We start from the raw sequence: 14,482 nt of genomic DNA on the forward strand, positions 1-14,482 counted from the left end.
AAAACCACATATCGCGAATTTTGCAGCTGACGCAATTTTTTATGATAAATTAACGCTTATTATATATAAATTAAAGCCACCAACAATTGTGCGAAGCTGACAAAAGGCTTCTGACTAAGTGGAAGGTAAAAGATGAATAGCGAATCAAAAGGCAGCATTCTATTTGTTGATGATGAAATCAATATATTGGACGCGTTAACGCGGTCAGTTAGAGGTCTAAACTTAAAGGTTCATAGCGCCAACTCAGCCAAAGAGGGGATCGCTATTCTAGAACAAAAAGACATCGATATTGTGATATCTGACAAGAATATGCCCGGTATGGGAGGCAATGAATTTCTCCAGGAGGTGGCACGCCGTTGGCCAGAGACAGTAAGAATAATGCTCACCGCCTACACTGAACTAGATGCGGTGATGGATGCAATTAACACTGGTCGAGTATGGAGTTTCATGCAAAAACCGTGGAACAATGACGAGTTAATAATTACCATCCAACAGGCTATTAATTATAGTGAAATATTGGCAGAACGCAGTTTATTGCGCCGCACATTGGAGCAATGGCAATCTAGGCGAAAACATAGTTTCATGAATTTTATTGGGCAATCAACGCCAATGCAGTTCGTTTATGATTCAGTCGAACGATGTGCGCAAAGTCATGCTTCAGTTTTTATTACTGGCCCAAGCGGCTCAGGTAAAGAGCTTGTTGCCGATGCTATACATAAATTAAGTCCGCGTAAGAACATGACTCTTGTGAGCTTAAATTGTGCTGCAATTCCCCGTGAGCTAATGGAATCTGAAATTTTTGGCCACGTTAAAGGGGCGTTTTCAGGAGCAGCATCGAATCGTGAAGGTGCAGCACAAAGAGCCGATAAAGGTATACTTTTCTTAGATGAAATAGGTGAGATGGATATCGCTTTGCAAGCTAAAATATTACGATTTGTGCAAACGGGTACCTTTCAAAAAGTAGGTAGCAACAAGGTAGAAAAAGTAGACATTCGTTTTCTAAGTGCGACCAACCGCGAGCCTTATGAAGCTATAGAGAAAGGAATGTTACGCGAAGATCTTTATTATCGACTGAATGTTATATCTATTAACTTACCGCCTTTAAATGAACGCGAACAAGACAGTATTCAGATAGCCCACTTCTTTTTGCAGCATTTTAGCGAGCTAGAAAACAAGATATTTGTTGGCTTATCATCTGACGCTCAGAAATTAATTCAAAATTATGATTGGCCAGGAAATGTCCGCCAACTCGAAAATACAATTCACAGTGCAATAGTAATGTCCGAAGGTCCTCTGCTCACTGCGAAAATTATTATCCGTCAGTTGAGGTTGTCAGACCAAAAAGTGCATGAAATTAACAATAAAAAAAAACCAGTGCCCGTGATGCCAGGATCCGATTTAAATCACTCCGCAGTTCCTCACACTCCTGATGAGCTGTTCACCGGTATTGAGGGTATTAGAAGCCTTGCTGAAGTCGAAAGGGCTGCTATCGAACACGCAATTGCAGCATGCGACGATAACGTGGTTAAAGCCGCAGGATTACTGGAAGTAAGCCCTTCTACTCTATACCGTAAGGTTCAGCAATGGCAAGATTAATGAAATAGTGTTTCGGTCTGCTTTGTATTAAAAAAACAAGTCTCATTTCTACTCTAGTAATCGTTCGCAAGTTGCAAAGCAATTGCTTTGCAACTTGCGAAATTCAAATGTAAAAATCCATATTTTATTATGTAAATCATAGTTTTAAATTAATATAAAAAGTGGATCAATTTTTGAATATACCATTTAACAAGGCTATTTGTTAGGTGGCATAATTGAAACTACCAGTACTGCAATTTGAAAATAAGCGCTTATTAAGCAACGTCAGTTGGTTATTGGGTTCAGAAATCGCAGCTAAATTCTCGCGACTTTTTGTTATATTGATTTTGGCAGCACAACTCAGTGCAATAGAATATGGCACCATCATGCTGGCACTTGCTTGTCATGAAGTGTTAAAACTAGTACTGCGCTCCGGTGCAGGCTCTCAAATTGTCCAATGCAATGAATCTCAATTATCTGAATTTGTAAGAAATGGCGCTGTATTACAATGGCTTATTTGCTTGTCACTTGCTGCCTTTCAAGTCGCTTTAGCCTTCCCCATTGCGATTTTTTACGATAATTCGGAACTCTCAAAATTGCTTATCTTGATGGCACTTGCATACATACCTTACCCTTTAGTTAGCGTTAAGGTATTTTTGTTACACCGAGCCAGCAAAATGCGCTATTACAGTATTTGTAATGCGCTGTGTATTTTGGCAGAAAATATCAGTATTGGCATTTTTGCGCTACTCGATTTCGGAATTATGTCCGTAGTTTATGGCAAATGGGTATTTGTTGTTTTATGGCTTAGTCTATTCGCTTTCGCGCCGGTTAAGAATTATGGGATTGGATTTAACAAACCTATTTTTTTATCATTAATTAAGAGCTCAGGACAACTGCTGTCTACCGAACTCATAAGAGCACTGCGGCTTCAATTGGATGTTTTAATTGGCGCACGCCTTTTAAGTCCCGAATTATTTGGTGTTTACAGTTTCGCTAAAAGTGCAGGGGTCGGTTTAAGCCAATCGCTTAACAATGCGTTTAATTCCGGACTGTATCCTTATCTATGCAATAAGCATCGACAAGACACCTTGCCCAACGTCACACTGAAAATATATGCGTTTGCATCTTTTGTTGCATTCACTTTTATTTTGCAGGCTATCGCCGTGCCGTTTTATGTTCCTATTTTATTTGAACAACAATGGCAGCAGAGTTATTCAACCGTTGCCTTTTTATGTTGTTCTGCTTTACCTGCTATTTACATAGATACCCATTGCAACATCTTACGGGCTAAAGCTAAGTACCAATATGAAATGTATGTTCGTATCTTTTGCTTAGCAGCAAGCGCCATTGGTCTATTTTTGTTCAACGCAAACACACCCATCGATTTTGCACTCAGCGTACTGATAATGAGTGCAGTATGTCTTTTAGTTTTGCTCATTCAGCCCTGTTTTTTCGGTTGTATCTCAATCATCAAGTTTTTGTCCTTGAGGAGTCATTCCAATGAATAAGCTACCCTTACCCATGGTCACCGTCGTTATTCCTATGTTTAATGTAGAAAAATACATTGAGAGATGCATTATTTCTGTATTAGAACAGACCTTTAAAAACTTTGAGGTGATCTGTGTTGATGACGGTTGCTCTGACAATACTCTGCATATTCTCAAGCAGTTTACGGATCCTCGCATCAGATTAATAAAACAGCAAAATAGAGGGTTGGCGGGTGCTCGAAATACGGGTATTCAGGCGGCTAAAGGGATTTACATTGCATTACTTGATTCAGATGATTGTTGGGCAAGTCAAAAACTAACTGAACATGTGGCACATCTTAATGGCAATCCTCAAGTTGGCGTCAGTTATTGTCCTTCACTGTTTATAGATGAAAAGGGTAATATGACTGGCACGGGACAATTTCCTAAGTTAACAAAAATTGATTTTAGAGACATCCTATGTCGCAATCCAATAGGAAATGGTTCAGCGGCCGTTATTCGAAGAAGACTTTTAACAGATATTTCAACTACACACCAAGAACAAGGCCGTAGATATTATTTTGATGAAACATTGCGACAATCTGAAGATATTGAGCTTTGGGTCCGAATTGCGTTATCAAACAAATGGAAATTTGAGGGTATCTCAACACCACTCACATATTATAGAATAAATGGGGGTGGCTTATCCGCAGATTTACAAAAACAGTTTGCAAGTTGGACCTTAGCTATGAGTAAAAATGAGCAGACTAATATTCAATTATTCAATCAATTATTACCTCTAGCAAGAGCTTACCAGTTGAGGTACTTAGCTCGTCGAGCAATTCATTCAAGAGACAGCTATCAGGCCATAAAGTTGATTCATAGAGCATTATTCGAACAGCCACGAATTTTATTTGAAGAACCCAAGCGGACAATAGCAACCTATGCGTGCGCATTATTATCTTTATTACCTCGTTCACTTTATAGTCGCTTGGAATCGCTAGCGATGAAGTGGATAGGGCAACGACAAACCGCTGTGGATATTAAGGAAATTTAATTGAAAAAAATCAACGCCATCCGCAAGGATCCCGATGTCATGAATCTGTTGAGTCGTCTTCCTGATGAGACTGCGTTGTCCCTTACAGACAGGCAACTAAGCCACATTAAAGTGGCGGTTGGTAACGCCGGCTATCGAAAGCACAAAATTGACTGTCGTGGCACGATACCAATCCCGTTTTATCCCTCACGGATTTATTTTGTTTTATTAATGGGCCGCAATATTCGTGCGGTAACACGCACTGAAAAGTCTATCGCACTAATGACGACTTTATTTTTGGCCGCGTTATTTTTGTCATTAAGTACATTACTTGGATTGGTGGTGCTATACATACTCAAATCAGCTTTAGGTATCGATTTATTTGAAGGTTACTCACTCGGTTTATGGAGTTGGCTTAAGCAAAAATTCGGATAAATAGAGTCTTAACTATAAACACAATAAAGCAATTTTAGGTTCCGGATGGGCCATCAAAATGTAGCGTTTTATACTATTTCCTATAGCAAATTTTGATCATTATTGTGTAATCATCCATTTAAACTTTCATATTTGAAGTCAGTAATAACTCGTATTATTCTGTTCATACAGCACATTCTTGATTTTTATACCGAGTATACAGTTAAAAGGTGGAGGATGACGGCCAAAACCAGTAAGATACGCTTCAAAATATACCCTTAACAAAGAGCTGCTCTGGTGAAATTGATCGATTCATTGAAAGATTACAATATTAATACTACTTCTGAAATTTTGCACAACCCAGACTATGATACTCTTTTTAATGAAACCACAAAATCAGAACTATCCGGTTTTGAAAAAGGATTTGTTACCGAATCAGGTGCGGTATGTGTAAAAACCGGAAAGTTTACTGGCCGTTCTCCTAAAGATAAATACATTGTAAAAGACGGTGTTACCGAAGATACCTTGTGGTGGTCGGATCAAGGCAAAAACGACAATAAGGCCATTAATCAAGATACTTGGAACCAACTTAAAGGTTTAGTCACAAACCAGCTCAGTGGTAAACGTTTATTCGTAGTCGATGCCTTTTGTGGTGCAAACAAAGACACTCGGATGTCGGTTCGCTTTATTACCGAAGTCGCTTGGCAGGCGCACTTTGTCACTAATATGTTTATTACGCCGAGCGCGGAAGAATTATCCGCATTTGAACCTAATTTTATTGTCATGAATGGCGCCAAAGTGTGCAATCCAGACTGGCAAAAACAGGGACTCAATTCTGAAAATTTCGTTGCCTTTAACTTGACCGAGCGGATCCAGCTCATTGGTGGAACCTGGTACGGCGGAGAAATGAAAAAAGGCATGTTTGCCATAATGAATTACTACTTACCGCTGCAAGGAATTGCGTCAATGCACTGCAGCGCTAACGTAGGAGAAAAGGGAGACGTGGCAATCTTTTTCGGTTTGTCCGGCACCGGAAAAACGACCCTTTCAACGGATCCTAAAAGACAGCTTATTGGTGACGATGAACACGGCTGGGACGACAATGGGGTGTTTAACTTGGAGGGCGGGTGCTATGCCAAAACCATTAGTCTTAGTCAAGAAAATGAACCCGACATTTATGCCGCTATTAGACGCAATGCTTTGCTTGAAAATGTAAGTCATACTGAAGCCGGTGTGATCGATTATCACGACAATTCGATTACCGAAAACACCCGAGTTTCATACCCGATTAATCATATTGCGAATATCGTTAAGCCGATTTCTAAAGCTGGCCATGCAACAAAAGTGATATTTTTAACTGCCGATGCTTTCGGCGTGTTGCCGGCGGCAGCCAAACTAACGCCTGAGCAAGCTCAATATTATTTACTATCTGGTTTTACCGCTAAATTAGCCGGCACTGAACTAGGTATAACTAAGCCAACACCGACATTTTCGAGCTGTTTTGGTGCGGCTTTTTTGACCCTGCACCCAACTCAATATGCGAATGTATTGGAAACACGAATGCAGGCAGCTAATGCACAGGCCTATTTAGTCAATACTGGATGGAACGGCAGTGGTAAGCGCATTTCTATAAAAGCCACTCGCGCAATCATCGATGCTATTTTAGATGGCAGCATGGATGCTGCAGAATCACATCTGTTGCCCATTTTTAATCTTAGTATTCCGAAAGAATTAGCCGGTATCGATGCGACTATTTTGGACCCAAGAGGCACATATGGCGAAGCACAGCATTGGTACGAGAAAGCTGAAGAGCTAGGCGCTCTATTTGTTGATAATTTTGATAAATTTACAGATACTGCACATGGCCGCAGTTTAGTCAATGCAGGTCCGAAGCTAAGCTCTCCCGAATAGGCCTTCAATTATAGGGCAGTCCTAGACCGAGGAAGTATTGGCGTGATAGACGATGAGTATGATATCTATTATTGCACACGACAATAGAGCGATGTTGGCAAAGCAAGTTATACAAATGACGATGCCAACATCAAACTAAAGTATTACATTTATTAGAGGACGTATTTTCTACTATTCATTAAGAAGTCATTAAAAACGCCAATCCGTGATGAGCGGTTTTTTACTCTCATCCATAAACCAGAGTGCGGCAACTAAACCTGGTGTATCGTTGGTAACTACGATGGCAGCTTCATAGTTAATATCACTCAACGAAGTTCTGAGTAGGCAGCTATCATAATTGATGCTATAGCTTCCATCATTATGCTGTTTATAGTCGCTGCACAATGATAAATAGGCAGCCTGATTGTCATCTTGGGATCGAGTAATTCGCAGGTTAAACGAGCGTTCACTGCTGAGTGCAAAACCATCAGGCACGACAATCTCATGACTGGTTTTTGCTGTACTTACTATCATATCCGCGGCCTTTTTAGGATTAATTTCTTCTAAGCTAAATTCAGTTACAGCAACTTGGCTTTGAATTGGAACGGGCAACGGATCCCCTGCTGCTGGCAGCGGTTGTGCAGTAATACTCTCGGATCCACCGCCTCCGCAGGCGGCTAAAAACAGACTTAGGCAAACATAAATATATAGCTTATTCATAAGACACCTCTTTAATTAGAAAAAATATTATTTGTGTTGGCGTTTTCCAAAATGTACCAGTCAGCGTCTACCAGCCCTTGATTTGCAATAAAACTAGAAAATAAGGGATACGCATAAATTACATCCATATACTCCAAGGAATATTGCATTTCGACACCAACATTTATAGCCCAAGGCATACCATTCGCACTCACAAAGTAACGCCCATTTTGTGGCTCACTTCTATCATCTCTACGGCCAAAGAAATCCGTTCTAAAAGCTTCTGTCGGTGCTTTATCGGGTAAATGTATTTCATACGCTCTGCCCGGGGGCAGACCAAATGCTAAGCTATGATCATAGCCCTCGGTCGCAAATAAAAATGGGTCGTATGGAAATTCTGGCATCTGAGCACTGGGGATAGCGATAGCCATGGGCAATGTCATTGAAAAAACCATTTGAATATCAGAACCGCAACCCGCTTCAGTTCGATAATAGTTGCAGTTTTCACCCGGACTGACGGAGTCCCACACATCATTGGTGATAATAAATATCGCCTGATTACGCCCCGCTTCTAAAGGAGAGATGTTTTGTGGTAAATCATTGATGGTATAGCGGATAGCATTTTCATCAATCGTACTTCGCAAAATATCAGGTAAATGAAACGCAAAACCATTGTGATGCAATGCACCAACAGCTGCAATTTGCCCTTCTAACTTAACCCGGATAACCTCACCATTAAGTGTGTATTCACTGATACGATAATTTATGACTAAGTCATTAAAATCATAATCACCTATTGATGGCCAATTATCTTCAAAAGCAATGGTTGCCCACTCAGAAGCACTAGGGTAATACTGTATGCTGACATTAAGCTCTGTAATGTCGACTTGATGATCTTCAACCTCCCCATCACTAAAGCTACCTGTTGGCTCTAATCCACCAACACTACTGAGTCTAAAACGCGCCCATGTATTGCCTGCTTCAGCCCATTCAGGGACGTCATAAAGTATCGTATTGCTACCTTGAATTACAGATTGGGTATCAGCGATTTGTTCATCAGTGCCAAACACACCATTGCCGTCAAAATCTATCCAAGCATCAACAAAAGCTGGTGTTGATGCGACAAGTTCCAGTAGTGCAGAATTACCGACTTCAAGACCTGTGACAAAAGCCACACCGTCTTCATCATCATTGCCATCTGTTACGTCATCACTGAGAGGAAATTGATAGCTATCAAATTCGGCGTCGACACCAGACCCCATAAAAATCGTATTGTTTTCTGTACTATGGCTAGCACCATTATCAGCAACAAGGCTGCTATATGAGGCGGGTGCATCACCAAAGTCAATCGTAGCCTCAGGAGGTGCGTCAGCTATTGCTTGAGTGATCGACGCGGCCATTCCATTAGTACAACCTGTCTGTCCGATAACGCTATCTGCACCAAACTCGATGAAATTCGTCGCTGAATAAGCACCGCCACAATCATTTGCTATACCCTCTATTACGGTATTGGCACCCGTTTGAACGAAACCCTTAGCAAGAATAAATCCAGTGGTTTCGGCACCTGCACCTAACTGTGTATAACCCGCTGCACCCGGTTTGTCGCCCAATACATTCCAAATTATAGTGCTATTATCAGTTACGTTTAACAATATAACCTTCGCATCAATCGCAAAACTCAAGTAGTTAGCAATATTAAAAATCCATGTGCCATCCACTCCTTTGCCATCAAGTGTGAGGGTTTTCCCACCAGTAATGGTCAGATAATCTATAGTGCTGTAGATGCCAGCTTCGAGCGTTTCATTATTCACTCCAAAAGTAATTGAGACGAGTTCAGTTCCTGTTCCCAAGTCTTTCAGTGCCGTTTGCATCGTCGTAATTAACACTTCTTGATTGGTTACTAACAGAGGAGGAGGAGGAACCAGCAAAGAATTCGCCGTGAGGATCCCATCAATTTGAACACCAGCACCGATGGTAGTGGTGGTCCCAGCATCAACATTGCCATGAAAAATTGAACCTGCACCGATAGTGACTGTGGTTCCAGCTAAGACATCGCCGGTTACCTCAACAAGTGTATCAAAGGTTGCGGTAGTTCCGGCTACAATACTGCCATCGATTATGGCGCTAGCACCAACGGTGGCCGTGGTTCCCGTCTGAATAAAACCATTTACAATAGCAGCTACACCGAGCGTTACAGTAGACCCTGCTTCGATATAGCCAACAACACCTGCATCAGCGCCGAGGGTGGTAGCTGCTCCAGCCTCTACATTACCCGCAAATATTGCATTTGCAGCTAGTGTAACTGCAGTGGCACTTTGAACATTACCCCCAACTGTAGTGCGTGCACCCGCGGTTATATAACCACTGGCATAAAGTGACTGGTTATTTAGGTCTGAATCTACCAAAGATTGAGCGGCTAACTGTAAGCTAGATCCAAGAGAAAATAATAAGGTAAATATGAAACGATTTACTTGTTTCGCTGAACGACAAAGACACCCACTCTTGCGCTTTATAAGACGCTGTGATAATGAGTTAACATCAAAATTCGTCCCGTAGTAACTCCGAACACAAACATTGCTCTTTTTCATCTTGCCGCCCTCTCTCTATAGATAAAACGCTATACGTACTTATAAACTGATTATGCAAATAATATACCAAGAATATAAAATATTTAAGATTATGATTATTATAGTTATTTTGAAAAATTAACGTGTTTTATGTTTTTGCTTTGCAAAAAATGCATTTGTGTCCTGCTAAAATTTTCGTTTTGCAAATTGACAATTCAGCGTTGTATAACGTTATCAATAGGACTAACTATTTACATCAATATTTAGAAATTGTAGAGTTACAGCAGTCGAATTCCCGTAATACCTATTGTTTTGCCTGCATCCCTTTTTCATTGCATTACCGTTTTTAGAAGGAGAACATCATGAGCGAACACGTAATACGAATACCAGAACGTTTTGACTTTGGATATCACAAAGAGTTTACTGAGCAATATCAGAGCCTGCTAGCGGATAGCAGTGTAACTGAGATTGAGTTGGAGTTTAGTCGTGTTGGTTATTTGGATAGCTCTGCACTAGGCATGATGGTATTGCTGCAAAAAAAAGCGAAGAGTCAAAACGTTTCTATCAGAATTAGAGGACCAAAAGAAAGTACTAAAGAGATTTTGCAAATTGCTAATTTCGATCAACTTTTTGATATTTCATAGGCTGATCCTCAAATGCGGATATTAATAATTGAAGACAGTTCTTTATTTGCTGAAATCCTTGAGACCTTTTTAATCAGCAAGCAATGCGAGACAAAAATAAGCAGTACTTTGCAAGCTGCCAAAGATCGGCTAGCGATATCATCATTCGAGTTTATCTTGCTCGATAACCAACTTCCTGATGGCAACGGTATTGATATTCTACCTTTTATAAAATCACTGTCTTGTAAAGTACCCGTTATGATGATCACAGCGGAAGATAATCAAGCTTTGATGTCGGAGGCGTTCGAGAAAGGAGTTGATGACTTTTTGGTAAAGCCAATTAGCGTTGATTTATTATGGCAAAAAATCCAACGTTGCCGACGTTTATACGACCAATCCGAAGTAGTAAACTTACAAACACACGAGCTTGAAAATTTACTAAATCAACGAAAACAAGAAGAAAATTTAGCACGCTATGTGTATGAATACACTACTGCTTCACTGTCACATAACACACAATATGTCGACACCTATATTCAGTCCTCAAGTTCGTTTAACGGGGATGCTTTTATTTGTAATACAGCGCCGAATGGCAACCTCTTTGTCATCCTCGCGGATGCGACAGGACACGGTTTAGCTGCTGCCATCAGTATTTTGCCTCTTGCTTCAACAATCAAGGCAATGATCAGAAAAGGATCTTCCTTAGCGCATATTATTCATGAAGCCAATAAAAAACTTAATATAGAATTACCTGATAATAAGTTCGTTGCACTAATTGGCATAGAGGTAAATTTCAATAAGCGAGAGTTACAACTTTTCAATGGTGGGATGCCGGATGTTATATTACTTAAGACAGACCATTCATTAGAGCGATATTCATCGAGGTCGATGGCGCTAGGAATACTTGAACCTGAAGTTTTTGATCCTAAAATAGTAGTTGTCAGCATGGAGGCTATTAGCAACTTATTTTTCTTTAGTGATGGTTTGATTGAGCAACAAAATTCTGCTGGTAAGCCCTTCAGCATGTATCGTCTCCTAGAGATATTGGAACGTTATGACTACAAAGAGTCACTCGTTAGTTGTGTTGTCAACGAATTTACCGTTTTTAATGGGATGGCTGAATTACTTGATGATCTTTCAATCTGTGATTTACAGATAAAATCGTTAATCAACAACCATGTATACAATAAGTCAAAATTCATTGCGGCTAATCAAGGAAAAATTACGGTAACACTGGAAATTGAAGGCGGACTTATAGCGAGTACCGATGTTGTTGGATACTTAGACGGCATTATGCGAAGTGCAGATATGGTTGGTGACTTAAGACAAAGAGCATTTACTGTATTCGCTGAGCTCATCAATAACGGTATAGATCACGGTATTCTGAATTTAGACTCAAAGCTAAAGGATGATTTTTCTGGTTTTTTTGAGTATCTGCGATTAAAGAAAGCACGATTAACACAGCTTGGAGCAAGCGACAAACTTAGCATGAAATTTGCCTTCTGCCCCAATACCGCACAAATAGATTTTGAAATCATAGATTCAGGACAAGGTTTCGATATGGATAAAGACAACAATGTTTGCATAGATGGGCTATCAGGTCGTGGTATGGATTTAGTAAAAAAGCTCTGTAAAACAGTTGATATTGTTGCTCCCGGAAATAAAATCATCGTCAACTTGACGAGCGACCGTTAGTCAATACGCAGTGTATTTAGCAACGTTATCAAAAAAGTAATGGAGGCAACTACTATCTCTTAATCCATCGCCGTGCAACATCTAACAACACATTTTGCATAATTGGTTTACTTAGAAAGCCGTCCATGTCCGCTTCCTTGCATTTTTTTCGATTTTCATCAAAGGCATCTGCTGTAAGAGCAACAATAGGTGTTCGCTCTTCGCGTGGTTGCATCCTTCTAATTTTTCTCGAGGCTTCATAACCATCCATTATTGGCATTTCGCAATCCATTAATATCAGGTCAAACGTCTGTTTCTGTAGTTGCTCTAAGGCTTCTTGTCCGTTTTCAGCAATGGCCACGGTGAGCCCAAAATCTTCCAGCATGTGTTGCGCAATAATGCGATTAATTTCGCTATCATCTACCACCAGCACATGTCCCAACAATTTGGCTGCCGTCGTTGCTGCGTGCTCTGCATCGCTGCTTACAACAGATTCTTCCTGATGCACGCTTTCATCACGTTCCAGGGTCAATAAAACGATAAATGACGACCCTACCTGCGGCTCACTTTGCGCGCTAATACTTCCGCCCATCAGATCGATAATTTGTTTACTGATGGCCAATCCTAATCCTGTTCCACCGTATTTGCGGGTTGTCGATTCGTCCGCTTGTTTAAATGGATCGAAAAGCGTCTCCAAAACATCGGGCAATATACCGATACCGCTGTCATTGACTTTTATTTCGAGACCGGCGCGAGTTGAGGTCAATTGGGTACCAGTGACGTAAATATTAACCGCGCCGTGATCAGTGAATTTAATGGCATTATTTATTAGATTCAGTAACACCTGATTGAGACGGTTAGGATCACCGATAAAAAATTTGGCTAAATTGGCTTCATACTCTAGCGATAGTTGTACCGACTTTTGGCTTGCCTGCGCATCATAAAGCGATATCACCCCTTGGATTAACCTCTCCAAATTAAATGATTTTTCCTCCAAAGTCATCTTACCCGCTTCTACTTTAGATAAGTCAAGAATATCGTTGATAATATTTAGTAGCGACGCGCTGGAGTCATCGACTAATTTTAGATAGCTTTTCTGCAGCTGTGACAGCTTTGTTTTGCCTAAAAGTTGCACCACGCCGAGTATGCCATTCAAGGGCGTTCGTATTTCATGACTCATTTTTGCCAAAAACTGCGACTTCGCTTGCGTCGCGCTTTCAGCGCGTTCAACCGATGCTAATAATTGTTCAGTTTGGTTAAACGCATTTGTATATCTCCTCATAAGAAGGAACGATTGAGAACAAATAAATACAATGTATCCAAAGTCTGAGCGAAAGAAAAAATAATGATCGAGTAGACCTTGCTGATAAATTACGTCGCTTATAATTGACAGAAATAGAAAGACTCCACCGGCCAATAATATCCTGGCTCCCTGTATTTTTTGCACAACCGCGACAATGAGAATGTAGCTTGTATACATCGCGAAGATGACGGTAAGTATTCGAAATATAGGAATGTACTGGGTGAAGATATTGACAGGGAAAACAATCACCGTTAAAGAAAACAAAATACATATTGTAATATAGCCATTTAAAAAATGCTTAGAATACAGCAACGGAAATACAACGTGGATGAATGCCGCAAAAAATAGAACGCCCAGATAAAAGCTCAGATAATCTAATTGCACTAACAGATCCCAGTCAATGCCGGGGAGAATTGATAGTAGATAAAGTTCGCCGGTTAACAGCGAGCGAAATGCCATCAATAGACAAAAAATTGAGAATAAAAGCGATGACTTTTCTTTCCTGCGGAATGAATAAAGACCTAAATAGTATATGCCCATGATGAAAATACCACCGCATAAAAATAGGTTGATGGCGAGATTTCCTTCTCTGGTTTTCGTTATTTGTTGCTCCAACCCTATTTCTATAGGGTACCAAGCGCCTCCTTCTGCATGGTAGAAATTGGCAACTTGCAAGACAACTTCCAGTGAGTCACTGTCAGCAGAATAGCTGGACGTTAGAGGCATGTATTGAGGTGTCATCTTCTCACGGTTTTTTGCCACCACACCATTAGAAGAAATCAGTTCGCCGTTAATAAACAAATTGTAAGAGGAGCCCATCCAAGTGCTTCTGAACATCAATTTTGTGTTGCCTTGGTTGCCGATGATCCGAAGATGGTAGGTTGCATAACCTTGCCCACCCAGTGCCTCACCATCAACTTGATAGCTGTTCCATGAGCTGGGTACTTTTACAAAGTGTTGTTGTTTGATAGCGCCTAAAGGGGGGAAATCGCTCGGTGCTAACAATTGCTCCCAATGAAATCCCCATTCACCGTTAAGGGCAATAACACCGTCTTTTTCGAAGTCCCATTGAGTCAGGTCAAGCACTCCTTGGCGAGCAACAGGGGATGGTTTAAGCTGATATGTATCGCTACAAGCGCTTAAGAATAGATAGGCTAATACAAAAAAGAGGTATTTACAGGGCGTGCAAAGTTGTATGAAAGTTTTTTTCAAAGAAATAGAATTTTTAGTCA

At 40.5% G+C, this 14,482-nt stretch carries 10 protein-coding genes; 7 read left to right on the top strand and 3 right to left on the bottom strand.

Features of this window, described 5'->3' with window-relative positions; genetic code table 11:
* Positions 1-132: 132 nt before the first annotated feature.
* The 5 genes from CXF81_RS05180 to pckA all read left to right on the top strand — a co-directional run bounded on the left by CXF81_RS05180 (position 133) and on the right by pckA (position 6,405).
* Positions 133-1,596 (top strand): sigma-54 dependent transcriptional regulator, encoded by a 1,464-nt coding sequence (locus CXF81_RS05180; protein WP_101180308.1) that lies wholly within the window; start codon positions 133-135, stop codon positions 1,594-1,596.
* 215 nt (positions 1,597-1,811) lie between these two features.
* Positions 1,812-3,086 carry an oligosaccharide flippase family protein gene (locus tag CXF81_RS05185; protein WP_101180309.1) on the top strand — a complete coding sequence of 425 codons (1,275 nt, stop codon included), beginning with the start codon at positions 1,812-1,814 and terminating at the stop codon, positions 3,084-3,086.
* The gene (locus tag CXF81_RS05190) at positions 3,079-4,101 is read left to right on the top strand and encodes a glycosyltransferase family A protein (RefSeq protein WP_101180310.1); all 1,023 of its coding nucleotides are present in this window, start codon (positions 3,079-3,081) and stop codon (positions 4,099-4,101) included. The genes CXF81_RS05185 and CXF81_RS05190 overlap by 8 nt, the downstream gene beginning before the upstream one ends.
* Entirely contained in the window at positions 4,102-4,515 is a 414-nt protein-coding gene (locus CXF81_RS05195) for a hypothetical protein (protein ID WP_101180311.1), read from the top strand.
* Between the two features lie 276 nt (positions 4,516-4,791).
* Positions 4,792-6,405: a phosphoenolpyruvate carboxykinase (ATP) gene (gene pckA / locus CXF81_RS05200; RefSeq protein WP_101180312.1), complete on the top strand. Its 1,614-nt coding sequence runs from the start codon at positions 4,792-4,794 to the stop codon at positions 6,403-6,405.
* A gap of 189 nt (positions 6,406-6,594) precedes the next feature.
* On the opposite strand, the gene CXF81_RS05205 is transcribed toward pckA, so the two are convergent.
* On the bottom strand, positions 6,595-7,104 hold the full coding sequence (locus tag CXF81_RS05205; RefSeq protein ID WP_101180313.1) for a hypothetical protein: 510 nt from the start codon (positions 7,102-7,104) through the stop codon (positions 6,595-6,597).
* 11 nt (positions 7,105-7,115) lie between these two features.
* Positions 7,116-9,671, bottom strand: coding sequence for an LruC domain-containing protein (locus tag CXF81_RS05210; protein WP_232771782.1), 2,556 nt, complete (start codon positions 9,669-9,671; stop codon positions 7,116-7,118).
* Positions 9,672-10,012: 341 nt separating this feature from the next.
* Here CXF81_RS05210 and CXF81_RS05215 point away from each other — a divergent pair, with 341 nt between their 5' ends.
* Together CXF81_RS05215 and CXF81_RS05220 are read left to right on the top strand one after the other, a co-directional pair.
* A complete protein-coding gene (locus tag CXF81_RS05215) occupies positions 10,013-10,294 on the top strand; it encodes an STAS domain-containing protein (RefSeq protein WP_101180314.1) in 282 nt (93 codons plus the stop codon).
* A gap of 12 nt (positions 10,295-10,306) precedes the next feature.
* Positions 10,307-11,968: a fused response regulator/phosphatase gene (locus CXF81_RS05220; RefSeq protein ID WP_101180315.1), complete on the top strand. Its 1,662-nt coding sequence runs from the start codon at positions 10,307-10,309 to the stop codon at positions 11,966-11,968.
* Positions 11,969-12,020: 52 nt separating this feature from the next.
* Here CXF81_RS05220 and CXF81_RS05225 read toward each other — a convergent pair whose 3' ends face one another.
* Positions 12,021-14,462: a response regulator gene (locus CXF81_RS05225; RefSeq protein ID WP_232771783.1), complete on the bottom strand. Its 2,442-nt coding sequence runs from the start codon at positions 14,460-14,462 to the stop codon at positions 12,021-12,023.
* Positions 14,463-14,482: the final 20 nt, after the last annotated feature.

Source organism: Glaciecola sp. 33A (assembly GCF_002836745.1).
Lineage (GTDB): Bacteria > Pseudomonadota > Gammaproteobacteria > Enterobacterales > Alteromonadaceae > Glaciecola.

Coding starts and splice junctions, on each gene's coding strand:
- CXF81_RS05180 (WP_101180308.1), top strand. CDS start 133: ATGAATAGCGAATCAAAAGGCAGCATTCTATTTGTTGATGATGAAATC.
- CXF81_RS05190 (WP_101180310.1), top strand. CDS start 3,079: ATGAATAAGCTACCCTTACCCATGGTCACCGTCGTTATTCCTATGTTT.
- CXF81_RS05205 (WP_101180313.1), bottom strand. CDS start 7,104: ATGAATAAGCTATATATTTATGTTTGCCTAAGTCTGTTTTTAGCCGCC.
- CXF81_RS05210 (WP_232771782.1), bottom strand. CDS start 9,671: ATGAAAAAGAGCAATGTTTGTGTTCGGAGTTACTACGGGACGAATTTT.
- CXF81_RS05215 (WP_101180314.1), top strand. CDS start 10,013: ATGAGCGAACACGTAATACGAATACCAGAACGTTTTGACTTTGGATAT.
- CXF81_RS05220 (WP_101180315.1), top strand. CDS start 10,307: ATGCGGATATTAATAATTGAAGACAGTTCTTTATTTGCTGAAATCCTT.